This is a genomic window from Paenibacillus xylaniclasticus, from assembly GCF_004001065.1.
In the GTDB taxonomy this organism is placed as follows: Bacteria; Bacillota; Bacilli; order Paenibacillales; family Paenibacillaceae; genus Paenibacillus_T; species Paenibacillus_T xylaniclasticus.
In genome coordinates this window covers 1-25,607 of the sequence record NZ_BIML01000035.1, presented here as the reverse complement: position 1 = coordinate 25,607, position 25,607 = coordinate 1, and the positions used below count along the sequence as shown (strand labels likewise).

24 protein-coding genes, 2 pseudogenes and 1 riboswitch are annotated in these 25,607 nt (G+C 43.9%); of the genes and pseudogenes, 18 read left to right on the top strand and 8 right to left on the bottom strand.

What is annotated here, in order from left to right:
• Positions 1 to 53: 53 nt before the first annotated feature.
• A riboswitch (ZMP/ZTP riboswitch) is annotated at positions 54 to 133 on the top strand.
• Positions 134 to 207: 74 nt separating this feature from the next.
• From PXY01_RS19955 to PXY01_RS22945, 5 genes and pseudogenes are all read left to right on the top strand, one after another.
• Positions 208 to 444, top strand: a pseudogene (locus tag PXY01_RS19955) (bifunctional 5,10-methylene-tetrahydrofolate dehydrogenase/5,10-methylene-tetrahydrofolate cyclohydrolase); the annotation flags it as partial.
• 149 nt (positions 445 to 593) lie between these two features.
• The gene (locus PXY01_RS19950; RefSeq protein WP_127572549.1) at positions 594 to 845 is read left to right on the top strand and encodes a helix-turn-helix domain-containing protein; all 252 of its coding nucleotides are present in this window, start codon (positions 594 to 596) and stop codon (positions 843 to 845) included.
• A gap of 5 nt (positions 846 to 850) precedes the next feature.
• Entirely contained in the window at positions 851 to 1,366 is a 516-nt protein-coding gene (def, locus tag PXY01_RS19945; RefSeq protein WP_127572547.1) for a peptide deformylase, read from the top strand.
• Between the two features lie 688 nt (positions 1,367 to 2,054).
• Complete coding sequence (locus tag PXY01_RS22950) at positions 2,055 to 2,312, top strand: glycoside hydrolase family protein (protein ID WP_246028021.1); 258 nt, start codon at positions 2,055 to 2,057, stop codon at positions 2,310 to 2,312.
• 70 nt (positions 2,313 to 2,382) lie between these two features.
• Positions 2,383 to 2,655 (top strand): annotated as a pseudogene (locus PXY01_RS22945) (glycoside hydrolase family protein); the annotation flags it as partial.
• A 92-nt stretch (positions 2,656 to 2,747) separates the two neighbouring features.
• Here PXY01_RS22945 and PXY01_RS19935 read toward each other — a convergent pair.
• From PXY01_RS19935 to PXY01_RS19920, 4 genes are all read right to left on the bottom strand, one after another.
• Positions 2,748 to 3,314 carry a hypothetical protein gene (locus PXY01_RS19935; RefSeq protein WP_127572545.1) on the bottom strand — a complete coding sequence of 189 codons (567 nt, stop codon included), beginning with the start codon at positions 3,312 to 3,314 and terminating at the stop codon, positions 2,748 to 2,750.
• A gap of 175 nt (positions 3,315 to 3,489) precedes the next feature.
• Positions 3,490 to 3,726 (bottom strand): helix-turn-helix domain-containing protein, encoded by a 237-nt coding sequence (locus PXY01_RS19930; protein WP_127572543.1) that lies wholly within the window; start codon positions 3,724 to 3,726, stop codon positions 3,490 to 3,492.
• Positions 3,723 to 3,887: a YvrJ family protein gene (locus tag PXY01_RS19925; protein ID WP_127572541.1), complete on the bottom strand. Its 165-nt coding sequence runs from the start codon at positions 3,885 to 3,887 to the stop codon at positions 3,723 to 3,725. The genes PXY01_RS19930 and PXY01_RS19925 overlap by 4 nt, the downstream gene beginning before the upstream one ends.
• Positions 3,888 to 3,932: 45 nt before the next feature.
• Positions 3,933 to 4,529, bottom strand: a complete 597-nt coding sequence (locus tag PXY01_RS19920) for a sigma-70 family RNA polymerase sigma factor (protein ID WP_127572539.1) — start codon at positions 4,527 to 4,529, stop codon at positions 3,933 to 3,935.
• A gap of 362 nt (positions 4,530 to 4,891) precedes the next feature.
• On the opposite strand from PXY01_RS19920, the gene PXY01_RS19915 reads away from it, so the two are divergent.
• Positions 4,892 to 6,604: a SulP family inorganic anion transporter gene (locus tag PXY01_RS19915; protein WP_127572537.1), complete on the top strand. Its 1,713-nt coding sequence runs from the start codon at positions 4,892 to 4,894 to the stop codon at positions 6,602 to 6,604.
• A 25-nt stretch (positions 6,605 to 6,629) separates the two neighbouring features.
• Positions 6,630 to 6,986: an ArsR/SmtB family transcription factor gene (locus PXY01_RS19910; protein ID WP_127572535.1), complete on the top strand. Its 357-nt coding sequence runs from the start codon at positions 6,630 to 6,632 to the stop codon at positions 6,984 to 6,986.
• Between the two features lie 78 nt (positions 6,987 to 7,064).
• On the opposite strand, the gene PXY01_RS19905 is transcribed toward PXY01_RS19910, so the two are convergent.
• Together PXY01_RS19905 and PXY01_RS19900 are read right to left on the bottom strand one after the other, a co-directional pair.
• Positions 7,065 to 8,003, bottom strand: a complete 939-nt coding sequence (locus PXY01_RS19905; protein WP_127572533.1) for a response regulator — start codon at positions 8,001 to 8,003, stop codon at positions 7,065 to 7,067.
• Positions 8,004 to 8,020: 17 nt separating this feature from the next.
• Complete coding sequence (locus tag PXY01_RS19900) at positions 8,021 to 9,736, bottom strand: sensor histidine kinase (protein ID WP_127572532.1); 1,716 nt, start codon at positions 9,734 to 9,736, stop codon at positions 8,021 to 8,023.
• Between the two features lie 226 nt (positions 9,737 to 9,962).
• On the opposite strand from PXY01_RS19900, the gene PXY01_RS19895 reads away from it, so the two are divergent.
• The 3 genes from PXY01_RS19895 to PXY01_RS19885 all read left to right on the top strand — a co-directional run bounded on the left by PXY01_RS19895 (position 9,963) and on the right by PXY01_RS19885 (position 13,620).
• A complete protein-coding gene (locus PXY01_RS19895) occupies positions 9,963 to 10,481 on the top strand; it encodes a hypothetical protein (RefSeq protein WP_127572530.1) in 519 nt (172 codons plus the stop codon).
• A 5-nt stretch (positions 10,482 to 10,486) separates the two neighbouring features.
• The gene (locus tag PXY01_RS19890; protein ID WP_127572528.1) at positions 10,487 to 11,725 is read left to right on the top strand and encodes a methyl-accepting chemotaxis protein; all 1,239 of its coding nucleotides are present in this window, start codon (positions 10,487 to 10,489) and stop codon (positions 11,723 to 11,725) included.
• A gap of 62 nt (positions 11,726 to 11,787) precedes the next feature.
• Positions 11,788 to 13,620: a putative bifunctional diguanylate cyclase/phosphodiesterase gene (locus PXY01_RS19885; protein ID WP_127572526.1), complete on the top strand. Its 1,833-nt coding sequence runs from the start codon at positions 11,788 to 11,790 to the stop codon at positions 13,618 to 13,620.
• A gap of 241 nt (positions 13,621 to 13,861) precedes the next feature.
• Here PXY01_RS19885 and PXY01_RS19880 read toward each other — a convergent pair whose 3' ends face one another.
• Positions 13,862 to 15,367 (bottom strand): sensor histidine kinase, encoded by a 1,506-nt coding sequence (locus tag PXY01_RS19880; RefSeq protein ID WP_246028024.1) that lies wholly within the window; start codon positions 15,365 to 15,367, stop codon positions 13,862 to 13,864.
• Positions 15,368 to 15,549: 182 nt separating this feature from the next.
• A complete protein-coding gene (locus PXY01_RS19875) occupies positions 15,550 to 17,442 on the bottom strand; it encodes a DUF4077 domain-containing protein (RefSeq protein ID WP_127572522.1) in 1,893 nt (630 codons plus the stop codon).
• Between the two features lie 348 nt (positions 17,443 to 17,790).
• On the opposite strand from PXY01_RS19875, the gene PXY01_RS19870 reads away from it, so the two are divergent.
• The 8 genes from PXY01_RS19870 to PXY01_RS19835 all read left to right on the top strand — a co-directional run.
• A complete protein-coding gene (locus PXY01_RS19870; protein ID WP_127572520.1) occupies positions 17,791 to 18,441 on the top strand; it encodes a CPBP family intramembrane glutamic endopeptidase in 651 nt (216 codons plus the stop codon).
• 25 nt (positions 18,442 to 18,466) lie between these two features.
• Positions 18,467 to 19,630 (top strand): serine hydrolase domain-containing protein, encoded by a 1,164-nt coding sequence (locus PXY01_RS19865; RefSeq protein ID WP_164744509.1) that lies wholly within the window; start codon positions 18,467 to 18,469, stop codon positions 19,628 to 19,630.
• Between the two features lie 103 nt (positions 19,631 to 19,733).
• Positions 19,734 to 20,447, top strand: a complete 714-nt coding sequence (locus tag PXY01_RS19860; RefSeq protein ID WP_127572516.1) for a lantibiotic protection ABC transporter ATP-binding protein — start codon at positions 19,734 to 19,736, stop codon at positions 20,445 to 20,447.
• Positions 20,444 to 21,208 (top strand): lantibiotic immunity ABC transporter MutE/EpiE family permease subunit, encoded by a 765-nt coding sequence (locus PXY01_RS19855; protein WP_246028020.1) that lies wholly within the window; start codon positions 20,444 to 20,446, stop codon positions 21,206 to 21,208. Before PXY01_RS19860 ends, PXY01_RS19855 begins: the two co-directional genes overlap by 4 nt.
• Positions 21,209 to 21,210: 2 nt before the next feature.
• Positions 21,211 to 21,948, top strand: coding sequence for a lantibiotic immunity ABC transporter MutG family permease subunit (locus PXY01_RS19850; RefSeq protein ID WP_127572514.1), 738 nt, complete (start codon positions 21,211 to 21,213; stop codon positions 21,946 to 21,948).
• Positions 21,949 to 21,971: 23 nt separating this feature from the next.
• Complete coding sequence (locus tag PXY01_RS19845; protein WP_127572512.1) at positions 21,972 to 22,664, top strand: response regulator transcription factor; 693 nt, start codon at positions 21,972 to 21,974, stop codon at positions 22,662 to 22,664.
• Between the two features lie 22 nt (positions 22,665 to 22,686).
• A complete protein-coding gene (locus tag PXY01_RS19840) occupies positions 22,687 to 24,138 on the top strand; it encodes a HAMP domain-containing sensor histidine kinase (RefSeq protein ID WP_127572510.1) in 1,452 nt (483 codons plus the stop codon).
• A 473-nt stretch (positions 24,139 to 24,611) separates the two neighbouring features.
• Positions 24,612 to 25,607, top strand: a 996-nt coding sequence (locus PXY01_RS19835; RefSeq protein WP_373864309.1) for a WD40/YVTN/BNR-like repeat-containing protein, incomplete at its 3' end; no start/stop codon positions are given.

Here is a 25,607-nt window from a genome sequence, read left to right as displayed (position 1 = left end):
AGGAAATTAAATATTGTATTTATCGTATGCTTCTGACAAAATACAATTAACCGTTTGGTATGTGTTACTGGCGAGACGTGGAGTACCACGGTGGAGCACATACTTCATACAGCCGATCACCTGGGCAGAGGTAAGGGGATTTTTCTCCTTGCCTCTTTTTGTTTTCTGAACTTTAAGATGAGGGGGATGTTATCTATGAAAGCTAATCGATCGGCGGATATTGTCGTTGCTGCAGTAGGGAAGCCCAAATTCGTTCAGGGTGACTGGATCAAGCCAGGGGCTGTCATCCTAGATGCTGGATATAACCCTGGGAATATTGGAGATGTGGACTACGAGGCATGTCTCCCGTTTGCTTCGGCCATTACTCCTGTTCCTGCTGGAGTTGGTCCAGTGACAATTGCTACATTGTTGAAGCATACGGTTGATGCCGCTGAGAAGAGATAGGTAGTTGATGATGAGCAGGGGCTTGGCTTCCTGCTCAATTTTTATGCTGAGAGAAGTAAGAGTTGCAAATTAAACCATTTAATGCTAATTTAATTAGGCGAGACCTAATTTTATTAAGTATCGGCTAATAAACCGAAGGGGTGTTCGACTTGCTCGAATGGATGCTAAGAAAGGTGATGGCTGACAGGGGCATATGGTCAGGCGCTGCCTTGGTACGTCTTTTAAAAGAAAAAGCGAACTATAGCCTTTCCGCACCTTCCATAAGCGCTTTATTATCAGGAAATCCGAAGCAAATGAAAGCGGAAACTCTTGATGCACTATGCACAGCCTTAGAATGTACACCAAATGATTTATGGGTTCATACCCCTCATACCTCATCCGCACAAATAAAAGGGGGTTAACAATAATGGCTATAAAAAATATTTTACCGTTTGGCGACCCAATTCTCAGAAAGATTGCTAAACCAGTTGAAAACATTACTCCAAAACTAATAAAGCTTCTTGATGATATGGCTGAGACACTCTATGCTTCAGATGGCCGTGCAGGCTTAGCTGCACCTCAAGTCGGGATTCTGAGAAGAGTTATTGTTATGGATTGTGGAGAAGGGTTAATTGAGTTAATTAATCCTGAAATCATTTATCAAAGTGGTGAACAAATTGGACCAGAAGGATGTTTATCCTATCCCGGCTACGTAGGGATTGTGAAGAGATGTCAATCCGTAAAGGTAAAAAGTTTAACGCGATCGGGAGCAGAAACGATAATTCAAGGCGAAGGCCTACTTGCAAGATGCATGCAACACGAAATAGATCATTTGAATGGGATTCTTTATATAGACCATATAAAGGATGATCTGCTTTACCACGAAGGAACCAATAAGAAAGCGAACCTAATGGAAGTAATTAAATTAACAGCGGTAAAGTAGCGCAGATATAGGATTAGAATTGACTCTTAGAGAGAACGAAAGGGCTATCCTTCACAAGGATGGTTCTAGCGTCCCTTATTTTACTTATGGTCGATGCCTTTTTCCGTCTTTATTTTCTAACCCCTATTAAGCCTCTCCTATTACAAAGTATAATATCCCATATGCTCGCTATGAACTTTGATCATGTTCGGATTAGTATTGATATTCTTAAAAAATGGGAGACTTTCACTGTTACCGGAATGAAAGTCGAAAGGAATGGTCGTTCGAATGAAACGTGGTTTTGTCTTTTTGCTGGCACTTCTTTTATTGGTGGGAATTTTGCCGGTTCAGGGCTTTGCTGCAGGCTCTTAAGCCCCGAAAGAAGAAGGCAGCAGCAGGGAGAAGAGATTATTTTGCTGGAGGAGGAGCAGCTAGAGAGTAGTTAGGTGAATGAATATAATCCCGAACCAAAATCATCGTTCAGTGCGAACGATGGTTTTTTATTTTATAATGCTAATTTTTTTCTTCGTGGTTGTGAAAGGTGCCCTTTACGACACTGTATAGAATACAGCTGCAGTCGCTGCAACGCGATGAAGCTGGTCATAGCAAGCGATAATGGCACATGAGGTAACTGCTAGGGACAAGCAGTTACCCATGAGTCCCTGCCTCATATCGAATGCCAAACTATTATTCATTGGAGGTTTTAGATATGGCTTCTTTTTCTTTAGGCACAGATGGAGCAAACCTTATTAAATCACATGAGGGGTTTTCCTTAAAATTTTATGGAGATCTCAAAGGGTATCCAACAGTTGGATGGGGACATTTGATAACAAAAACTAAAGTATATACAGCAAACAAAACAGGTAACCCTAATGATTCTCTTCTATCCCAGAAGGAAGCTGATGCTCTGTCTAAAGCTTTAAGTCTAGGCTACACTTCACCAATTTTCGCAGGAGAAGGCGGATAAACTTTTTGCTGAAGATACAGCTAAGGCTGTAGAGGCAGTAAATAAGTTAAAACTTCCTGCAGGCTGTACATTTTCACAAGCTCAGTTTGATGCATTGGTTTCGCTCACTTTTAATGCAGGTCCTGGGGTGCTAGAAACTAGTGACGTAAAAAATATGCTTGCCTGCTCGCTTATATTTAATCCTAGTGGCGCACTTACAAGCTTTGAAATTGATTTTTGTTCAAAATTGGTCAGCAGTGCATTTTCATACGATAAAGATCTACAAAGACGAAGGGACGAAGAGGCAACTTTATTTTGTAAAGGACAGCGTTACACCCATAAATATCCGGTATATACACTGTAGTTAATCTTGTTGCGATACAATCAAGAAAGGTCAGCCGAAGAGGCTGATCTTTCTTGATTTAAAGGTACTTCTCAGAAGTGCATATTGGATATCTAATCAGAAATTTTTTTAAGTTCAAAAATCGTTGCTTCTGATGACAAGATTAGCCTTTCGTTATTCACAACTAAAAAGCTTACACTGACGAGTATGTTCTTGCCTGAAGGTGTATCTACATCTATTGCTTTTACTTCATCATTTAACTTTAAGTCCGGGACATCCATTTTATAGTATCTATAAAAAGAGTCGGAGTTATAACACGTTGCTGTAATCTGATATACGGGGTTCTTTAGCTGATATCCATAAATGGTAGAAAAAAAGTCTTCTTGAATTACGATCTCCTCTCCGATAATTTTCTGTCCTACTGGATATTCAGACGCATCATTATACGAATTTGCAAATCCTAATAGCTTCTCAATTACCCAAGTTCCATAGATAAATTTTTTAGTTTCACTATCTAAACTCATATCTTCAGTAAGACAATATTCGGATCTGTTTGTTGGAATGATAGACTCATCTATTGCAGGTTCAGGCTCACTAGAGTCTAGTGTCCTCTCATCATTCACACAAGCCGGGGTTAGCATCAGCGCTATTATGCTGCCAATCAACAATAATCTTCTCATATATCCCATCCCCACTATGAAGATATGTTCTCGCCTGTTTACTCGTATGTTAGACGTTAATTCCAACGAATTTGTTGCTTTAATTTTCCAGAGTCCTAAGAAGGGATGGAGTAAAGGTTTATGAGCGAACACGAAAAACAGCAGACGGTCAATGTGCCGCCGCTGTTCTCAACTGCTATTCCATGTGCTGACAGAAATCAGTGAAGCTTGGAATCGACTGTAGATCGTAATCGTGGACTGCCCGAACGATTTTCTCAATGATCGTTTGCTCGAAGTCCTTCGATACTGTAGAGGGTAAATTTCTAGCGACTTTACGGATAAGGGGGAGAAACGATTCAATAATACGCTGCATGGCTTGACGGTCACCGAGCTGAGCTTGCTGTATGCAGTGAAAGAGCTCTTCGTTCTTCATTTATCACCACCCTCTGTCAATGCATATATGAGCTCTTGAATTGTGCTAGTTAACGTATCTATTTTCTTCTCGAAACGAATGAGTAAATATCCTGCGACCACAATCGGAAAGCCCATGTTACCAATTGCAGTCGTTATCATAGCTAGCGTGGCTTGGTCCATGCCGAATTATCCTCCTTCTCTTAGACGGATGCTGTTCGGTGCCGCCTAGGTCGGAAACACCTTACGCATGCTTCGAAGCGCACTTCTTCTCGTCTTAGAAACTGCCTGCTGCGTTACGTGCAAGAGACGGGCGATTTCAACATCTCTCGATAATGCTGAATAGGTGAGTGTAATGACCACCTTCTGTCGGTTCGTTAACCTCGCAAATGCTTCGTACAGCCATTCGTTATTCAGCTGCTGCTGAAAGACTTCCGGGTCTACCGTTACTTGCGGCAGATCATCCCCCTGATAAATAGCTCCAAGCATCTCCCCGATCACGGTCTCATCCTCTTCTGATATTTGCCGATCGAAGATGACTTGCTCTCGTTCTTCGGTCCGCTTCATTCGTCGCACAAAATCAATCCGCCCCTTTCGGATGAGTGTTGACAAGTACTTCGTGAATCGAACAGCGAAATTAAATATTTTGAACGCTTTATTCAACCGCTCCAATCGTTCTGGGGTCGGCTTCTCCATATACCTCTTCACCAGCTCCATATGGACAGGATTAGAGACAAAGGTACGAATTAATGGATGCTCCATGGCTTGAGCAAAGTCTCTTGGCAGTAAAGCTGCTTGCGGTGATTGATGTTCTTTATGGTTCATGATGATGGGTATCCTTTCGTAAATTTATAAGTCCTTTATTCTATACAGTGTGGGATAAGCGCGAAAAAACAACCTAGAGTGAGAACAAATGTTCGCATAAATTATAGCACTTTCCAGAATTTTGTGGAAGACGGAGTGAGAGTGTGAACAGAGCAATAAGCATTGCCTGGAAGTATCAAGATTCCTCATTAAATCATACCTATATACAGAGGCTTTAAATGCTCCGAGCCCTTTCGCAGAAAGGGTTCTTTTTATTGCTGTTTTTGGGTGAATAAAGCGATTGACAATGACTGCAAAAGGCTTATGATGTTTGTATATTCAAATAATCAGATATACAAAAAAATAAAGAGAGATGAGCCAAATTGAAGTTGGGGAGATTTAGTAACTATTCGCAAGTAAAATTCCGTAAAGATTTGATTTCGGGGCTTATTGTAGGCGTTATTGCGATTCCGCTCGGCATGGCGTTTGCAATAGCGTCAGGCGTAAAACCGGAGTATGGCATTTATACAACCATTATTGCCGGCATTTTAGTTTCAATTTTTGGCGGTTCCAAATTTCAAATTGCGGGGCCTACGGGCGCCTTCATTCCAATATTGTTAGGCATTGTGATTAGCTACGGATACGAAAACCTGCTGCTTGCAGGCCTGTTAGCTGGAATACTGTTGTTGTTAATGGGTTTATTTAAGCTGGGGGAATTAATCAGATATATTCCGAGACCGGTTACCATCGGTTTCACGGCAGGAATAGCGGTTACGATTTTCTCTGGTCAGATCAGTAACTTCTTAGGGCTTACAGGCATCAAAAACCACGAATATTTCATTGATAAGATGAAAGAAATTTATCTGCATTTGAATACGATCAACATCTATAGTGTTATTGTAGCTGCAATTGGCTTAGCTCTAATTATTATTACGAATAAGTATGTACCTAAGGTGCCAGGAGCATTAGTCGGATTGATCGGATCGAGTGTAGCGGCCACGCTATTTTTCCCTGATCAGTTAGCGACGATAGGTTCTGCGTATGGGGACATTCCGAATACTTTACCGAGTCTGCAATTGCCGAAGATAACATGGGATCGGATCGAAAGGCTGATGGGTCCGGCTTTCGTTATTGCTATGCTAGGAGGAATCGAGTCATTATTATCTGCTGTAGTGGCCGATGAAATGACAGGAACCAAGCATAATAGTAATCGTGAATTAATCGGTCAAGGCATTGCGAATATTGTAACGCCTTTATTCGGCGGGATTCCTGCTACGGGCGCTATAGCTCGAACGGCAACCAATGTGAAGAACGGCGCAGCATCTCCTGTATCCGGTATTATTCAAGGGCTGGTCGTGCTAGTGGTGCTTTTATTATTCGCGCCTTTTGCATCTAATATTCCGCTAGCCAGCATGGCACCTATTCTTATGGTCGTCGCGTGGAATATGAGTGAGATGAAAAAGTTTGGTCAAATTTTAAAAACACGAACATGGGATTCCATTATTGTCGTCATCATTTTTTTGTTAACCGTCTTTGTTGATCTAACGACTGCTGTCGGTGCAGGTATATTACTTTCGATGATCATCTTTGTGAAAAAGATGAGTGACCTGCATGTCGTTGCAAAGGTGCTTCCAGATCCGACAGATAAGCATCATAAGGTCAAGCCTCATATCTTGAGCAAAGAGCATGATTGTCCGCAAATAAATATTTGTACGATCGAAGGTCCGTTATTTTTTGGGTCAGCGCAGGGTTTCGAGCAAACATTGCGTGGGGTTGTTCATCCGGATGCCCGAATATTAATATTACGTCTAGGCAAGGTGCCTTATATGGATACTACAGGTGCGGCCAATCTCTCACATATCGTGCACACCATGAAGGCGCATGAAGGAACGATTCTTGTATCAGGTTTACAAGCTCAACCGAAATATGTCTTACGAAAAACAGGATTATATGATGAAATTGGAGAAAATAATTTTTATGATCATACGGGTGATGCTATAAATTATGCTCTTCGTCATATAAACTTAAATCAATGTGCAGGCTGCAAGCATTTTGCATTTCGAGAATGCAGCCAGTTGTCCCGTACAGAAAGATGAATACTAGCAGTAAAAGGAGAAGCTGATGAATTTAGAATTACAACAGTTTAAAGCGGACTTCTTCAAGGCGCTTTCTCATCCTCTACGAATAAGAATATTGGAGCTGCTTGCTGAGGGAGAGAAGAATGTGAACGAGCTTCAAACCTTAATAGGCTCTGAAGGCTCCGCAGTATCGCAGCAGCTGAGTATTTTGCGAAATAAAAATATCGTGTACGGTCAGAAGGACGGAAATCGCGTGCTGTATTCGCTGCGAGATCCGATGATCAATGATTTGCTGAATATCGCGCGTCAAATTTTCAATAATCATTTGATTGAAACGATTTCAATGCTGGATAAATTTTCTGAAGATGATGAGGATTCGGCGGAAAAGCAACAGGTTTAACTACGCTAGTATAGCAGATGTAACCTGGCCAGAGAAGAAGCTGAAGCCTGCTGAAGAGCAGGCTTTCTTGTATTGGAATCAATCTTCATACATACGCTGATAGTCATGTAGCAGGGCTTCGTAAATAATGGAATCCTTCGTCTGATAGTACTGTAGCAGGTTATGGAGCAGCAGCTGATGCTTCATGTTGTACTGTTCCCGGTATAGCGTTAGCCATGAATAATCCTTGTTATGAAAAAGAGGCCCCCTTTGGGAGATATAATTAGCCCAATGAAGTGTCCCTGTGGATGACCTATCCTCTGGATTTAATTGGTTGAACTGAATAAGATCGATAGTAATCGACGTTCCGATCTCCAGTGTATAGCCCTCGTTCATATTGATCACTTGAATAGGAAGGTTTAATTCCTTCATCGTTCTATTTAATAAGTAGACCGAGTTATAAATGTTATTAAGCCCTTTATTGGGCCATAGATCATCGGCTAAGCGCCACTTGTTCATGACACTTCCGGAATGCACAAGCAAATAGGCGAATAGTTCCTCCACCTTACGAGTGGGCCATTTTACAATTTGCTCCGCTGAAGTTACCACCGTAAGGCTGCCAAAGCACTCGATCCTATGCTCCTTATTGTGGGGAGGGGAGGCGATGAAGTGCTTCAGCATCGCGTCTTTTTTCATAATTTTCGGTGTGATGATAGCAATGCTCTCAGGGGTAATCGGTTTTAATAAATATTCACTTGCATCAAGCTTTAAGGCTTCTAATGCGTACTGCTCGTAAGCTGTTGTAAAGATCAGCTGATAATAATCGCTCTTCAACCGTGTAGCTAACTCAATCCCGTTCATTTTTGGCATTTCAATGTCTAGGAATATAACGTCAGGAGCAAGCTTCGGAATTTCCTGTAAAGCCTTTTCCGGATTGTGAAATGCCCCGATTACTTCATACTGCTCGTTGTGATTTAAGAAATAGACGAGCAAATCAAGTAAATTGTGCTCGTCCTCTACGACCACTGCTTTTAACATATAGGGTTCTCCTCATTTTAGCGTTGTATCGGTATTCGGATCGTAACAACGGTACCTAGGTCAGGAGTAGATTGTAGATCCAAATGGCTGTTGGGAATATATCTTAACCGCTGGACAACGTTTATGATCCCAATGCCCTGACGCTCGTTCGCCCCTCGCAATAGATTATCGATTGTTTGGCGTGTCATCCCCACCCCGTCATCCTGAACGGTTATAGCCAGCTCGCTAAGCTGTCGCTTAATGGTTACATGTACGGTCCCAGGGCCATCTTTGTTAAACAGACCATGTCGAATGGCATTCTCAACGAAAGGCTGAATGGATAAAGGAGGGATCTTCACTTCCTTTACCTGCTGCTCCACCTCTAGCTGATAGTGAATCTTTTGCGGGAAACGAGCCTTCTCGATTTCGACATAAGCGTCGATTAGCGTTAATTCTTTTTTCAATGCAATCCATTCGTTCTGCATGTTGTTCTCGAAAATGATGCGTAAATAAGTGCTGAATTTGCTTAACAGATGTGCAGCCTTCAAATTGTCTGTATAGCACAGCGCCATGATGTTACTTATCGCATTATAGAGAAAATGAGGTTTGATTTGAGCATTGAAGAAGGAAATTTTGGATTGAACCGCTTCTCTTTTCGACTTCTCAAGCTCCCTTACGAGCTCACCTTGATCCCAAGCCAAATACAAACAAATCGAAATTGTAAAGTTAATTAACCATAAGCTTGTATGGAGGTCAGTTCCCCATATGTGATAGTAAATGCGCAGCAATAAATAGACTAGAAGGTAGAACAGCGTGATGATGAATAAGAGAGGCTTTAAATCAAACCGCCTGATTCTCATAAAATAAACAGCCGCTTTAATCTTGTGCGTTAATAGCATACCGATTAAGTAAGTCCAGATTATCAATTCGATAGATTGATTTGTTTCTAGTGGTTGAATACAAATAATGACCATCGCGAATGCAATTAAGCCGACGATGAGATACCTTTTCACTGTTGATACCACATGCTTGTTAATAAAGGCTACAAAGAAATACAACGGAATAACGGAAAGCAGACCAAGCACCGTCTTCAGCTTCAATAATAGGCTGGCCGATAAGGGCAGCAGCATCGCGCCAATCCCATTGTTCGATAGAAATAAACTGCCGCTCACTAACAGAAAGAAAACCCCAATATACAGACGCACAATTTGATATCTTCTTGCAAAATAAAAAATAATTGAATACGCGCCCAGTATAGATAAGAAAATGAGAACCAGGAGCATTATCACAAGTTTTCTCACATTGTAGGCTTGCATTGCGTCTGTCTGACCGAATAACGGCGTTTGAAGAAAAGCGATCCGTTCTGCGGAAGGCATAATCACGAGTTTTACTTCAACGCTTTGGCTATCCACATAGAAATTGATGAGCTTGTTAGGTGTGTTCATGGCGTTCGTTATGATGAACTGTCCATTGACCCAAAGCTCGTATGCCTGATGTATCCCCTCTAAATTTAAACTATATATTTGCTCTGATTTAGGCACATGCAGCTGGAGTATGAAAGTCGTCACCTCGTTGGTGTGAAGCACAGAAGGAACAGAATCCAGTGTCTTTACAGGTGTATTTTCTCCAATCGCGTAGTATCTCCATCCATGCTGTAACTGAATAATAGCGTCTTCATCAAGGGGTAAATGCAGCACGCCATTGTGCAGCTCCACTCGGGTGAACTGATTTTGATGTAAATAAGAGAATATCATGATCAGCAATATAGGAAGTATAATGCTGCTTATAATAAAAATTTTGTTGCGAATGATGAAAGCACCTTCTAATTTGAGAAATTTGTGAGATTCATAATTTAAGATATAACCTTGTATCGAACTTTCATATTATATCGAAAGAATGGTGCGGTTACTACGTCAAAGCTACGTCAGCGAAAGATGAGTATACGTAGTCTGCAAAAGTAAGAAGAAGGAGTATCGTTTTATGCGGTTTTTGGTGCGATATCAATTGAGACTTGTTATGCGTCTGACTATGGGGATGCTACTTCCCATTTTGCTGTTATCCTCGGGGTATATTGCCGTTCAGGTTGATAGTTCGAAGCAAACAGCGGTTTCTGTGATCGCATCCTATGGGATGCAAATAGCGGAATCATATTCCAAGAAGCTCGATATAGACCAAATGGAGCGGTTTCTGCAGGACCCGACGCAGTCTGACCTGTACTGGTCTATACGTGCAGAACTGAATGAACTTCGTGAGCAAATCGGCGCTGCATACGTTTATACTGTAGCATTGGATGAACACCATAAAGCAACCATTATGATTGATGGACTGCCTCCAGAGTCAGAGCAAGCTTCTGATATTGGGGAGGCAACCGAGATCGAGCCCGAGCAAGCATTGCTGCTAACAAGCGGGCAAGCCGCAGCTTCCGGTAAGCTGAGGATGGGAAGTATGGCAAATCGATCTCTGCATTTGCGCCAATTAAGAAGTCAGACGGCACGGTAATTGGCGTGCTTGGAATTGATATCAATGCAGCGGCTGTTAAGAGTATGGCATCAGAAAGCTTGAAGAAAAGTACACCATACTTTATTGGCATGGGCGTTCTCACTTTAATCGCCATATTTATAGTTGGCTATTTGTTATTTAGAGCTTTACGCCCATTACGATGGATTACGCAAAGTGTGGAGCTTATTGCGGATTCGAAGTTCGCAGAGGCGAATCACATTATGAAGCAGCATCAAATTCGTTCCCGTGATGAGATCGGTACAATGTATCAGTATGTTGCGAATATGTCGGAACGGCTCAATGGACTTATCCGAAATATTGTAACGAATATTGGAGTGGCATCAACGGTCATTGCCGACGATGCAAGGCTGCTCTCGCATGACGCCGCTCGTCTTGTGCAGCAAAATGCAGAGGTTCGGGAGGCGGCACGCCAAGTAGAAACGGGCACGGAAAGTCAACGTGCGGTTTCACGAGAAAGTGCGCGAGCCATGGAAGGGGTTAACGTAACCCTTCAGAAGATATCGGAATCATCCCGATTGGCCAATGATGCTTCTGCTCAGGCGCTCGTCAGTGCCGAGCATGGCAGCGAAATGACGAACGGGTTAGGCGCCCAGATACAGCTGATTGCAGGTGCGACAAGCGATACTGCAGAGCGTGTGGCGGTGCTTCAGGCGAATGCGGACCAAATCCATGCCGCAATTCAGACGATTACGGGGATTGCGGCTCAAACGCAAATATTAGCTCTAAATGCGTCTATTGAAGCCGCACGTGCTGGCGAGCACGGCAGAGGCTTTGCAGTAGTATCCAGCGAGATACACAAGCTTGCGGATCATGCTGGTCAAGCAGTTGGCTCGATCGGTGAGATGCTCAAGCAGATTGAGAACGAGTCGATCGAAATTGCTCATGCGATGCAGAGAAGCACGATAGAGGTAGATAAAGGGCAGCAGCTATCGAGTCAACTTCAGAACGCTCTGGCAGACGTTGTCTCTATGTTCCGAATTGTTAGCGATCAGATCCAGGAAATAACCGCTGGAACCGGACAGCTCTCTGCAAGTGCGGAGCAGGTAGGCGCATCGATCTCAGAGATTGCTCATATCGCTCAACAATCAGCCGATCGAATGAAATTGATCGGGGAGCAGACGGATAGCCAGCATGAACGGGTTCAACGTGTATCGCAGGCAGCCGAGCACTTAAATAATATGACGAGTAAGCTTCAGGGAACTGTGAAGGAAGTAACAGTATAAAACCGGGATCAAACCGACCGTCCTTGCGACAACATCATGGGAATAGCATCAGGAGGAAGCTTGTGAAGGTAGATCTTAATAATCCATATTTCATCGATAAGTTTTTGGTTTCAAATGAGTTCGTTTCAAGGAAGAAGCAGTTTTGGAGCTGGTTCATCTTAGTTTCATGCGGTATGTTGTACATCTTATCTATGGTTATACAGGCTGCTTATGCTGGTAAAATGAGTGTGAACGGAATTATTGCTCAGTTACAAGTATTATTTTCTGTATCGATGATCTTGGGCACAGCTAAGCCATCTTATAAGATCGCATTCAGCTTGAATTTCATTAACGCAGGTATTGTTAGCGTTAATTTTATCCGGACCAATGATATATCCATTCTTCCAGGCACTATTGTCCCGATAATTACTATCATGATTCTGGCTATTATTAGAATGTTCAACAAAGGTGTGAATGCCAAAATTGTGAAAATTGTTCATCAGCACGAAGAACTCTCTATGCTATACGAAGAAATTGCAGCAGCCGAAGAAGAGCTCGCTGAGCAAAACAGACAGCTGAACGATTATAATCGTACTTTACAGAAGAACGAAGAAAGGCTGAATTTCTTAGCCTATTTTGATTCTTTAACCGAGTTGCCGAATCGTAAAATGATATTGGATCGGCTTGAACTGCTTATTCGTATTTCAAAAACGGATCCAATGAAATTCTTTTTAATTTTTATTGATTTGGACAACTTCAAAAAAATAAATGACTCGTTAGGTCATCACGCAGGAGATATTCTGCTTAGAACCGTGGTGAAGCGTCTCCAATCGGTTATCCACCCTGAAGATCTGCTTGGGCGGCTTGGCGGAGATGAGTTTGCGCTCATTATTCAACGGCAGTTGAAAGAAGAGGAGCTGCTGTTCTATCTGGAGGGCATCCGGGAAACGTTACAGAATGCTTTTATAATCGAGGATTCTAAGTTCGTCATTAGTGCAAGCTTTGGCGTTTCCATGTTCCCGCAAGATGGCGATAATGCAACGGATCTTATGAAATCGGCTGATACGGCAATGTATAAAGCGAAAGAAATTGGTCGAAACGGCATTCAATTTTTCAGTGTCGAGATGAAGAATGAAATCTTAAAGAGAATAGAATTTGAGAACATTCTTAGAGATGCAGTCGAGCAAGAAGAGTTTCATCTTGTCTACCAGCCACAATATAAGCCTCATCCCAAGCAACTGCGGGGGATCGAAGTATTGACTCGCTGGCATTCAGCAAAATTAGGGATAGTTAGCCCCGAACAATTTATCCCGGTAGCGGAGGAAACGGGATTAATTGTTCCATTAGGAGAATGGATTATTCGTACCGCATGTCAGCAATCGAAATACCTTAAGGATACATGTCAAACCCCTGTCGTTATGTCGATCAATATATCTGCTGTACAGATCATGGAGCCCTCATTTGTAGATATGGTCAAGAGGGCCGTAGCTGAGACGGAATGTGATCCAGCATGTATTGAATTTGAAATTACGGAATCCGTATTTATTTCGTCCATGGATTATGTCATTAGCGTTCTTGCTGAGCTTAAACGATTGGGCATTCGTATTGCGTTAGATGATTTTGGAACGGGATATTCATCGCTAAGTTATCTGCAGCGACTGCCTATTGATACATTGAAAATCGACAGATCCTTTATTAATGGCATCGATCAGCAGCACACCAAAAAGCCAATTGTCGGATCTATAATCTCGCTTGTGCACCAGATGGATATTTCGGTCGTCGCAGAAGGTGTAGAAAACGAGAATCAGCTGCATTACCTTAAAGATCAAAATTGTGATTATATTCAAGGGTTCTATTGGGGAAAACCATTAACAGGGAACGACGTGAAAGCTTTAATGGTTGATATAACGTCATAGTTAGAATAACAGTGGCCATTCTGTTGATGCGAATTTGTAGCAGAAACCGGAGAAAAAACCTAGCTTGACCGAGTCGCGGGCCGCTTTAACAGAGGAGGTTAACGCCTCGGTTCAAGAAGTAAGCTCGATGTCAGAAGAGCTTATAGGTATTCTTCGAAAGCTATAACATCATTTCAGGATTGAAAGGCAGAGGCAGACTTGGGCATCAAGTGGTTAAAGCTATCTCTGCCTTAATGCTTTATTATCTTTTGACGGGAATTATACATTGTACCTCAAAGCCTTGTCCTGCCCGCGAATGAATATGAATATCCCCTTGCAGCATTTGCAATTTATTTCTCATAGCATTAAGTCCAAAGCCTAAGGCGACATCGTCGCTTCCGTTGCCGTTATCCGCCACTTGAAGCTTGATGGCCGACTCTAAGAAGGCCAAGGTTACATGGATTTCGCTTGCATCCCCGTGCTTGACTGCATTGGTTAGCAGCTCCTGTAAGCAGCGCACCAAAGTTAATTTGACATGAGGAACGGTTTCGATCTCGTTACCTGAATAGGTTGTGTGTACATGTACGCCGGTGTTAGTCGAGAAATCGTTCACAACCTTATTAAAGTGGGCAATAAGCGTTTCTTCTGCATCGAATGCAATCTGATGAATATGCTTTCGGACCTCATTAATACTATTACGGCCCATTTCAAGCAGAGAAGACAACCAGTTCTTCGCCTCTGCCACATCGGTTTCCATTAGGCTTTTGACAGAGTCCATACCTATAACTAGCGATACGATCGTATGGCCAATGGTATCATGTAATTCAACGGCTAATCGATTTCGTTCTTCGACAAGGGTCAGCTTCTCGACTTGCTGGGCATATTGCTCGAGCGCTTTGTTCTGCTTTTTCATATACATCAGATATGCCTCTTGCTCGGCCTTTTGTTGGATAGATTCCATCATCTCCTGAATATTTACCGCCATATCATTAATTTGCTTGCTCAGAATCCCTAGCTCATCCTGATGCTTGTCATTTAGCTTAATATTCAGGTTCCCATTACTGATCTGCTTGATTGCATCAAAAATGCTCCGCATAGGAGCAAGCACCCGCCGCTGAATCCAGTATTGAGCGATTATAATAAGCGACAATAATACGGCGAGAGAGGGTATGAGTAGAAGGAGCAAATCCTTTTGGGCGTTGTTGATAAGTGCGGCATCCATATCCAGGACGAACATGGCAATAACTTCGTTGTTCAAATCGATCACGGGTATCAATACACTAATCCATGTGCCGAACTGGTCGGAATACACTTCTGAATTTCTAATCTGCTTGGATTGCTTAATCTCTTTATATAATTTAACGAAATGCGGATTTTGTACGACTAGATCACCGGGCTTGACTCCTCCCTCAATCAGCTTTCGAGGCAGAGCCAATGCCATCGATTCATCTTTCTCATTGACGTCAATATGTACGATGACAGCTTGGGCAATATTCTCATTGATTTCTTCCAATTCTTCTAGCTGTCGAATTAATTTCTTCTGCAAAGGTCCTTCCAAGTCGTGATCGTGAATGACAGCTTGAATATCCTCTAGTGCAAGCTCATGAAAAGACTGGGTTGCAACTCCTCTCGCCTGCCTCTTGATATTATCCTCCAGTACTTGTCCCTGAATATAATAACTGACCAGTGTAAGGATGATTCCGATAATTAATATATTTATACAGGAAAGCAGCAGATTTTTATTGAAAAAGGATATTCTTTTAAACATATGACTCACGACAGTCACCACTTTCGAGCAGGTCTGATACCGATTATAAATAAATATTCGACTCTATTCTATAAAATATTCCATAATCCTTTATCATATATTAGAACAGATGGATTAGGAAGAATAATTCCTCAGACTAACAAATAGAGGACATCCGATTGAGCGTCCTGCTGTACTTATCCTTATATACTTTGATATTTATTCACAGCCTGCATACGATTTTTTACATTCAGCTTGGAATAGACGACGGAGACGTAGTTTTTAACTGTTCCTTCCGAATAATGCATATGGGCTGCAATTTCTTTATAGGTGAGGCCCTTCGATAAGCATTGCAAAATCTCAAGCTCTTTCTCGTTCAGGCTATCAAGCCATTCATGCTGTGAATGCGGTTCAGCTTCAGCTTGTTTTACCGGTCCTTCCGCTTCTTCTTCATTGCTCATGGTATCACGATATTCGATCATTTGTTTAGCTATATCGGCAGGGATTAAGGTACCCCCGTTAGCGATCATTCGTATTGTATCGGCCAAATGCTTAGGAGGAATACTTTTCTGCAAATACCCTTCAGCTCCATAAGAGATGGCTTTGGCCGCCCAAGAAACATTTTGAAAAGTGGTCAATACGATAATCTTGATATGGGGCCAGCTCTCCTTGATTCGTCTGGTCGCTTCTATTCCGTCCATAACCGGCATATGAAGGTCCATCAGGATGAGGTCCGGCTGGTCTTGTTCACAGAATTGAAGAGCCGCTTGGCCATCTTGTAGAACGCCAATGACTTCAATGCTTTCCTCAAGCTCCAGAAGGATTGCAAAGCTTTCAGCAATCAATGTCTGATCATCGACGATTAAGACTCGAATCGATCTGCTCGCCGCTTCTTGACGGACGGGGACGCAGAGCTCTACCGCAAGGCCTTTTCCTAGACTGGATGTAATATGCAAGGACCCTTGTAAGCTTTGAACTCTAGCTTGCATAGATTTAAGTCCAAAGCCGTATATAAGCTCATCGGTCCCTCTGCCGTTATCCTCAATCCGCAGAGTGATCTGGTTCGGATCATAATTGAGCGATATGCGAATATGAGTGGCTAAGCCATGGCGGACAGCATTCGTTAGTGCTTCTTGCGTGGTACGCAAAAAAATCAATCCGTACTTCGCAGGTACTTCGTATTGTTCGCCAAAAGCAGCCCAATCTATTTTTACATCCGTATTTTTAGAGAACTGTTCAATTAAGTTGTGAAGAGTGGTCAAGAAAGGAAGCTGGTCATCGATCCGGTCTGACATATGAATATGATCACGAATGTCATCGAGGCCGGTACGCGCCGTAAGAAGCAGGGAGTCGATTGAAGCTTGATCAGGTAAAGACACCTTCATCTTCTCCAGCCCCGTAATGATTGACGTTAGGGTGTATCCTATTGTATCGTGCATTTCTCTCGAAATTCGGTTTCTTTCCTCTACAATGGTGAGCTTCTCTACTTGATCCGCATATTGCTTCAATGCTTGGTTCCGCTCATTAATAAGGAGAAGCTGCTGCTCGTTCTCGTTAATCGTATTTTTCAAGTGTGCCCCGATTTTGGCTGCTCCCCATAATACCATCGTTGTCTGTATGACCAGAATGATCGGAATATTGGCAACATGGATATCCACTTGCGGAAAAAAAGTATCCTTCCAGAACATGAATCCAAAGGCTGTAAGTGCAGTCGTGAACATCCCCGTGAACAAAATAAAAATACCATCTAGATAAATCGTGGATAGCGCAAGATTGACATACATTACTTGATACACGATCGGATAATCATTAAATAACGCAATTTGAAACATAGAGAACATGATCATGCCGCATATAGCGAAATATTTAAAAGCCTTTTCTATTGAAGGTATGGCCGCAAGCCATATACAGATTCCGTAGAACGAAAAATAGACAGCGATAAATTCCAGGTTCTTGGGATGAAGAAAGGGGACATTAATCGTAATGTTGATCTCCGCCCAAACCAGCAGGGGCACCATTAGGAAGAGAAATAGTCGGTTTTTGTGTGAATCTAATTCTAGATTCGAGAAGCATGTACGAATAATCCACTGAAGCATAATCCATTACCGACCCTTCTATGAAAATGAAAGCTATTTGTATTTTACAATATTAAATTTGTGTCTGTGAATCTTAGGATGAAAGTCACTAACTAACGTCACTATCCCTATAAAATCCGGTGCTATATGATGAGCCTAGCTTCAGATAGGAGGTGGCCTGTACAGCATGAGGCGCTTAATGTCCGAGATACTAGCAGCCGTTGTCGGCGCGCTGTTGTTATATCATCTAGTATCGAGGTACACGGAGTTTTCGCGACCCTATTTTTTATTCATTATTGCGACCATTGTAATGGGTAGCTCTATATGGAGATTTTACAAGAGACAATCAGATCGAAAGGGCGATAAAAAATGATGAATGAGATGACTAGTCCTAATAGGAGCAAGAGATCTTTTATCGAAGTCCTCATTATTTTTGTGATTATGATCGTGTTAATGGCGATAGATAAGAACCTGTCTGTAGTAGCCGGCATCATCCCCATTGTATATTTTTTTGTTGATATTCGATTAAGAAACAGAAAAGCAGCAGGGCCAGAGGCATTGCTGTCAGGGATAAAGAAGAGCTGGTATTGGATTGTAATCGTTGTATTCGGCCTACAGACATTCGACTACGTCATATTCGACAACTTTTTCCCTGAAATGATGGAACATCTTAAAGCGAGAGCGCCTATGCTGGAGCAGGGCTTCGATATAAGCTTGCTGCTTACCTTCTTGATCGCGGCTTTTGGAGAAGAGGTTGCATTTCGGGGATTGCTTCAAGAACGATTAAGCTGGTATGCCAAACCTTATATTGCGATCCCTTTGACCTCGGTTATTTTCGCACTTATGCATTTGTCTCACGGATCGGTGCAAATTGTGTCTTTAGATTTGGCATCTGTTTTCGTAGATAGTCTTGTATTTGGCGTGATCTATTATAAGACTCGGAATATTTGGGTATCTTGGCTCGCTCACTTTGCAGCCAACCTTGTCGCTTACTTTTATATTGTGAATGGGCTATGGTAAATCGCGATGGGAGGCGTTCAAATCCTTGAGAATATTGGGTAACGATTATATCAAGACGTACTTATCCTATATGCTGCACAATAAAGGTAAGGTTCAGAGTGACGATTTCCGCTTCTTTCATACGGAAAACTTAGCTGCCGATGACGATCCGTATTATTTTAAGGAGGCTTCTGTTCCTCTTGAGTTTTCTTCTATCGAATATAGACATAAAGGGCGACGGAGATTAGAAGACTTTCACTCCTTCATGCGAAGAACGGGAACAACCTCGTTAATTATCATTAAAGATGACACGATATTGTTCGAGAGGTACTATAACGGTCATCGAAGAGGAAGCGCCCAGAAGCTATTCTCGATTACGAAGTCCTTTACTTCTGCCTTAATTGGGAAAGCAATAGAAGAAGGATATATCAGCAGTGTCCATGACCCAATTCGTATGTATATTTCTGAGTTACAAGGATGCAATATGACCATTAAGCAGCTCCTTCAGATGGACGCGGGAATTCAATTTACAGAAGGTCACTTTCCATGGAGGGATGAAGCCAAGGTTTTCTTGCACCCGAATGCGAGACAGCTGGCCCTATCCGTTAAAGAGGCTACAAGCCCAAACCATTTTCACTATAACGATTACCACCCTCTTTTATTAGGAATCATTTTGGAGCGGACGACCGGGAGGAGAGTAATCGACTACCTCTACGATAAAATATGGCGCCCATTAGGGATGCAATACTCCGGACAGTTGATTATGGATAGCCAACCCTCTTCATTCGCAAAGCTAGAAAGCGGGCTGGTGATGTCGGCATTGGACTTAGCTAAGTTTGGTGCGTTATATCTCCATAAAGGGATGTGGAGAGGGCAGCAAATCATTCAACAGAAGTGGATCGAGGAATCTGTAAATCCTGACGGTGTACCTTCCATTAAGGAGCATTTTCATTATTACCGGAATCATCCATGGGGAAAGATGTGGTTCCAACATCACAAAGCTTATTACAAGTATTTATGGTGGGGACACCTCAAAGCTGATACGAATTATGATTATTTCGCGCTTGGCGCATTAGGACAAGTATTGTATGTGAGCCCTGACAACCACACCATCGCTATTCGAACGGGACAAGAGTGGGGCGTTATGGATTGGTGGCCAACGATTCTTTATCAACTCATTAACTGCTCTCCAATGGTTAGACAGATCTAACTGTTGGAGGTGCAGTTTTTTTTATTTTCTTTATTGTTTCTTTATTTTTGCTTGTTAGGATGACCTCAGAAGAAGGAACGCAGGTAATGAAAGGATGATGAACATGCAGGATTATATTTTACAGACCAATGGGGTAAGCAAGCGATTCAAGGGGCAGACCGTCGTAGATGCAATTTCACTGACTGTGCGGCGCGGCACGGTGTATGGCTTGATGGGTCCCAATGGCGCGGGTAAAACGACGCTGTTGAAGATGATCGCGGGGCTGCTAAACCCAAGCAGCGGGGAAATTCAGTTCGACGGGGAGGCATGGAGCAGGAAGAGCCTCGAGCAGATCGGGTCGTTAATTGAATCGCCTGCCTTGTACGGTAATTTGACCGCACGGGAAAATTTAAAGGTACACACGATGATGCTAGGTCTCCCGGAACGACGAATTGAGGAGGTGCTGGAAACGGTGGATCTGAAAAATACCGGCAAGAAGCGGGCGTCGCAGTTCTCGCTCGGGATGAAGCAAAGGCTTGGGATTGCGATTGCTCTGCTGAAATGTCCGCGTCTCCTCATTCTGGATGAACCGACGAACGGGCTGGACCCGCTCGGCATTCAAGATTTGCGCCACTTGATCCGCACGTTCCCTGCACAGGGTATAACGGTTATGCTGTCGAGCCATGCGCTGGCGGAAGTGGAGCAAATTGTGGATGAGATTGGAATTATTAGCGGTGGGAAGCTAAGGTATCAAGGCCAGTTGGATAAGAATGCCGATTTGGAGTCTTTATTTATGAATGTAGTTCTAGAAGCAAACGGAAGGACGGCAATCCGATGATGATGACCGATATGATTATATCCGAATGGATCAAATATAAACGGAGCTTTGCGAAGAAGCTGGCATTCATTGCCCCGTTATTTTTCATCCTGTATGGGGCGATTCTAAGCTACTACCTGCCAGAGCAAACTAAGCCTACTTGGGATGTATTGCTCGCTATGATTTTTAATTGGTGGCCGATTCTATTTATTCCGATTGGAATCTCGCTGCTGTGCACGCTTGCCGAGCTTCGGGAGAAGAAGGCGGGTAACTACCGCAGTATTCGTTCCAATAACATCAGTATGTTCAAGCTTTGGTTCAGTAAAATTACGGTGATCGGATTCTATATGCTGCTTTCTTCTAGCGTACTGATGCTGACCGCCCTGTTGACGGGGCTATGGACGGCAGGCGGGGACATTCCGTTCTCTAAGATCATCGGCGCGGGGGGCGTCATTTGGCTCGTTGCCCTTGGCCTTATTCCGATTCATCTATATGCGGCGGCTCGCTTCGGAGCCTTCGCTGGCCTGCTGCTCGGACTAGTAGCTATGTTTACCGGCGTGCTGGCTGCGCCTCAGACTTATTGGATCTTCGTTCCGTGGAGCTGGCCAATCCGGCTCATGTCTCCGATGGTCGGCGTTCATCCGAACGGGGTCATGCTGCAAGCGGGCGATCCGCTGCTGGATTCATCTGTCATTCCAACCGGACTGATCGTATCGCTTCTGTTTCTAATTGTTTCTTCTGTTATAACGGCCTATTTGTTTTCAAGAAGAGAGGTGAGGTAGCGATGACCATGCTGCGTCTAATGCGGTCGGATTGGCTGAAAATGAAACGGACGCCGCTTCGCTGGGCGCTCTTGATCGCACCTGTCGGGTATGCGCTGCTGCTGCTGTGGTACTTCTCATCGTTTCGAGTGACGCCGGAGCTGCAGCACAAGCTCTACAGTGCCTTCTTAGAAGGGTGGACCTCATTGCTGCCGCTTGTCACAGGGGCGGTCGTAGGTTTAATTTGCTTACAGGAGGAGCATGCGGGACGTTTTAGCGCCGTGCTTGGCTCACCGATGTCCAAAGCTTTCATCTATATCAATAAGATAGGGATGCAGATTACGATCCATGTTGTGTGCATGCTGCTCTCAGCGGCGATTCTAGTTCTGGGCATGAAATACGGTTTACTTATTCCAAGCTTGGATGTTAATTTATTCTACAAAGGAGCACTGCTTGCCATCTTAGGCTCGCTGCCGCTTCTTGTGCTTCATCTGTGGTTAAGCTTCGCCTATGGACTTGGTGCCAGCGTTGGCATCGGAGGGGTGGGTCTGTTGATCGCGGCGATCATCGGAGGGACCAGCGCCGGTGATTCGCTTTGGCCGATCATGCCTTGGGCGTGGCCCGTAAGACTCGCCATGAGCCCTCCGGATACGGTCATGCTTACCAAGGGGCTGTTACCAGCACTTTTGTTATTTGCACTACTTAGTATTGCCGGCTCAATATGGTTTCATCAATGGGAAGGACGTAAGCACGAAGAGTAGGATGGGCATAGTGAGGTGTTTCGATGAGCTGTATTTTAATTATCGATGATGAGGAAGATCTCGTCGCTCTGCTGAAGGAAGAGCTGGAGGACAGAGGCCATGCCGTGCTGACGGCTTGTGATGGCGAAGAAGGAGTGCGTCAGGCCAAGCAGCTTCCCGATTTAATCATTCTCGATATTATGATGCCGAGCCTGAACGGCTTCGAAGTATGCCGGGCGATTCGAGACGAGGTGATGTGCCCGATTCTGTTCTTGAGCGCGAAGCAGTCGGAAGCGGACCGAATCAAAGCGTTTACTCTCGGCGGAGACGATTATATTCTCAAGCCGTTCGGCTTGCGCGAGCTGCTGGTGAGAATTGAAGCCAATTTGCGGCGTGAGCAGCGAGCGCAATATCTCAATGTGGAGCAGAAGCGGACGAGGCTGTTCTTTGGGTCTTTAGGATTGGATCTGAAGGAGAGGTCGCTGACGATTCATGGGAAGAGCATCCCGCTGACTCGGAGGGAATATGACATTATCGAATTGCTCGCCGTACATAGCGGGGTAGTGTTCTCCCGGGAGCAGATTTATGAGAAGGTATGGGGGTATGATGCGGAGGGGGACTCCTCTACCGTGGTCGAGCATGTAAAGAAGATCCGTGCCAAAATTGCAGCAGTCGATCCGGTAACCGAGTATATTGCTACGGTCTGGGGAATCGGCTACAAGTGGAACAAAATGTGAGGATTACGAAGGAGCCTGTGTCGTGAAAGACAAACCGCTGAAGTCCCAATTCCGCATGACGATTGTGTGGATCGTGCTCTCCAGTCTGCTGGCCACGATTGCGACATATGCAGTGGGAGTTATTTTGTTCATTTATTTAGTAACCAATGATCGGATATATCCCGCTGATCATTATGAAGCGCAGCTGCCGAGCATTGAATCTTATATTCAGCGGCACAATAGTGCGCTGCTGGAATTAGACGCGCAAGAAGCCTTCGAGCAGGTCATTCCCTTGAAAGGGATCGATTATCTAGTGCTGGATGCGAAGGGGGAGCGGTTGTACGGCTCGGTGACCGGAACGCTGCTGGAGAAGCCGGGAGAGCTGTATCAACGGCTGAACACGACGTTTACGGCTAAAGGGAAGTTTGTTCGAGCTGTGCCGATTATCGACGGGCAAGGAGGAGGCTTGTCTGGTGCTGTGCTGCTCGCTTATGAACTGCAGCCATCTCCGGCGAATGGAAGCGGGCAAATTTGGATGGCGTTCTTAGCAATCGTCCTGATTGCGGCGCCTTTTGTTTATTTTGTATTGGCCATATTATTGTTCTCCAAACGGTTCGTTAGTCGAATCCAGCAGCCTCTGCAAATGCTGATGGAAGCCGCCCATCAAGTGAAACAGAAGAATCTCGATTTTGAATTGAATTATCGCTCCGATAATGAGCTGGGGCAGTTATGCGCAGCCTTCTCTGAGATGAAGGATGAGCTGCAGCAATCGTTATTCGCGCAATGGAGACTGGAAGAAGAGCGCAGAAGTATGACCGAGGCTCTGGCGCATGATCTGAAGACCCCGCTTTCGCTCATTCTGGGATATTCGGAAGCATTGATGGACGACTCGCAGATGGACCCAACGGGTAAGCCGGCTAGATATTTAAGAATTATTAAAGAGAATGCGGAGAAAAGCTCTACTCTAGTACGGCAAATGCTGTACATATCCGACTTGGAAAGTCCCTCTATCAGTCTAGTTCCGGTGTCGGTGCGAGTTAGACCATTCGTCGAGCGAAAGGTGTCCTATTATGAACTGCAAGCTGCACAGCGAGGAATCCGTATGGTGACGGAGATTCGCGGTGAATCCGATGCTCCCGTTCGGTTTGATGCGGAGAAGGTGGAACGAATTTTAGATAACATCGTATCGAACAGCCTGGAGTACACGCCGTCTGGTGGACAAATTCGGATCGATGTCACTGTGCAGGGGAATCGGGTTTATTGCGTCATTGGCAATACCGGACCCAATTTCAGCGGCAAAGATCTGGAGCGTATGTTCGCTAAGTTTTATCGGGGCGAGGAGGCCCGCGGCAGCAAAGGCAGTCATTCGGGTCTCGGACTGTACATTGTAAGGCAGCTCACGGAGAAATTAGGAGGCACTGTGAAAGCATACAACGCGGAGTCCGGTGAGGCTTGTATATCGTTTGATTTTAAGGTCGATACCGATGAGTTGTAGGCGTGTCGGGCGATGGTCGATGTCAGTTCACCATTCATTCTACTAGCAAGCCAACGTCTAATAGATAAGCAAGGCTGTCACAATGAGATTACCACCATTTTTGCAAAATATCCGTTCCTAAACTGGTAAACATGTGTTACTCTCTTAGTAAATAAGTACTATTTTAATTCAGGACAAAGATACATTAATAGAAAAAAAGATGGATACGAAAAGTCGGGTCAAGACTCAGATGGTTAAGACAACGGGGAACCCAATTCATTAGTTTTGTAAGAACTAATCCATGTGGCTGCCCAGCGTGACTGCGGCAGCTTTTGGTGTTGTGTTCACAATATGATCATTGGGTCCGCTTTTGCGATCGTCAACGTGAGGGATCTTCTGGGGCCAATTATGTGGATCGTGCCCGTCTTCTCTTTGTAGGGTTGTAAATTACATCAATGAGTCATACTTCAAAATATTATAAGGAGAGATTGCGCATGACATTATTGCAACAACAACTAAGTAGAGTACTGAAGGTTCTAATTACTTGTATACTTATTATGACTTCAACTGTCGTATATCCAGCGCTCCCTTCCGTTCAGGCGGGGCCGCTTATTAACTGGCAGGATATTGGTGTCTCATTCGCACCTTATGCAGAGAACAATATGGCATACGGCAACGGAACTTGGTTAACTTTTACTAGCAATAAGACTTATGCTACGTCTACAGATGGTGTGAATTGGAGTCAAGCGCAAGGAACATTTCCTTGTGGAGTTCTCTCAGCGCTATATGTGAATACGTATTGGGTTACGGCTTGTTCCAATGGGAGAATCTTCACTTTGCCCGGCAGTGAGGATCCAAGCGATGTAACCAAATGGAGAGAGGACACTACTCCCACCTCCTCTTCAGCCACACAGTTGAGATCAATAGCGACGAATGGGACGAGCGTTGTTATTGTTGCAACTTCCGGGGGGGAGATTGTTACATCACAAGTGGGAGGGACAAATTGGACCTCTCAGATCATAAGTGATATTCTTAACTTTTATTCGGTTACATACGGTGCAGGAAAATATATGGCAGTCGGAAGAGATAGTGGTATGTCCCCTGTCATCTATACGTCGGCAGATGGTTATAGCTGGTCGAAAGTGACGACGGCAGCGCCTGCAAGTCTGTTATCAAGTATTACATACGGAAATGGAAAATTTGTTGCGGTAGGAAATAGTGGGTATATCTATCTAACTGAAGATGGCGGCATCAGTTGGGAGAGGGCTTTACCGTCGCAAGATGCTTTAACTACTACTTTTCAAGTAATTAAATACGGGAACGGATATTTTTACGCTGGTGGAGCGACGCAAAAGCTCATAAGCTCTCCAGATGGTCGTATATGGGATCCGGAGATGAGCGGTGGCAGCAAAATTATTAAATCCATTAGTATCGATAACGGCAAGATTATATTAGGTGGCAGTAGTGGATTATTATTTACTGGTGCTATC

Bases quoted from the DNA above. Each gene is read 5' to 3' on its own strand.
- def (WP_127572547.1), top strand. From the start codon at position 851: ATGGCTATAAAAAATATTTTACCGTTTGGCGACCCAATTCTCAGAAAG.
- PXY01_RS19910 (WP_127572535.1), top strand. From the start codon at position 6,630: ATGAATTTAGAATTACAACAGTTTAAAGCGGACTTCTTCAAGGCGCTT.
- PXY01_RS19925 (WP_127572541.1), bottom strand. From the start codon at position 3,887: ATGGACCAAGCCACGCTAGCTATGATAACGACTGCAATTGGTAACATG.
- PXY01_RS19855 (WP_246028020.1), top strand. From the start codon at position 20,444: ATGATGATGACCGATATGATTATATCCGAATGGATCAAATATAAACGG.
- PXY01_RS19875 (WP_127572522.1), bottom strand. From the start codon at position 17,442: ATGCTTCAGTGGATTATTCGTACATGCTTCTCGAATCTAGAATTAGAT.
- PXY01_RS19935 (WP_127572545.1), bottom strand. From the start codon at position 3,314: ATGAGAAGATTATTGTTGATTGGCAGCATAATAGCGCTGATGCTAACC.
- PXY01_RS19850 (WP_127572514.1), top strand. From the start codon at position 21,211: ATGACCATGCTGCGTCTAATGCGGTCGGATTGGCTGAAAATGAAACGG.
- PXY01_RS19845 (WP_127572512.1), top strand. From the start codon at position 21,972: ATGAGCTGTATTTTAATTATCGATGATGAGGAAGATCTCGTCGCTCTG.
- PXY01_RS19895 (WP_127572530.1), top strand. From the start codon at position 9,963: ATGCGGTTTTTGGTGCGATATCAATTGAGACTTGTTATGCGTCTGACT.
- PXY01_RS19900 (WP_127572532.1), bottom strand. From the start codon at position 9,736: ATGATATTCTCTTATTTACATCAAAATCAGTTCACCCGAGTGGAGCTG.
- PXY01_RS19905 (WP_127572533.1), bottom strand. From the start codon at position 8,003: ATGTTAAAAGCAGTGGTCGTAGAGGACGAGCACAATTTACTTGATTTG.
- PXY01_RS19880 (WP_246028024.1), bottom strand. From the start codon at position 15,367: ATGTTTAAAAGAATATCCTTTTTCAATAAAAATCTGCTGCTTTCCTGT.
- PXY01_RS19860 (WP_127572516.1), top strand. From the start codon at position 19,734: ATGCAGGATTATATTTTACAGACCAATGGGGTAAGCAAGCGATTCAAG.
- PXY01_RS22950 (WP_246028021.1), top strand. From the start codon at position 2,055: ATGGCTTCTTTTTCTTTAGGCACAGATGGAGCAAACCTTATTAAATCA.
- PXY01_RS19930 (WP_127572543.1), bottom strand. From the start codon at position 3,726: ATGAAGAACGAAGAGCTCTTTCACTGCATACAGCAAGCTCAGCTCGGT.
- PXY01_RS19870 (WP_127572520.1), top strand. From the start codon at position 17,791: ATGATGAATGAGATGACTAGTCCTAATAGGAGCAAGAGATCTTTTATC.
- PXY01_RS19920 (WP_127572539.1), bottom strand. From the start codon at position 4,529: ATGAACCATAAAGAACATCAATCACCGCAAGCAGCTTTACTGCCAAGA.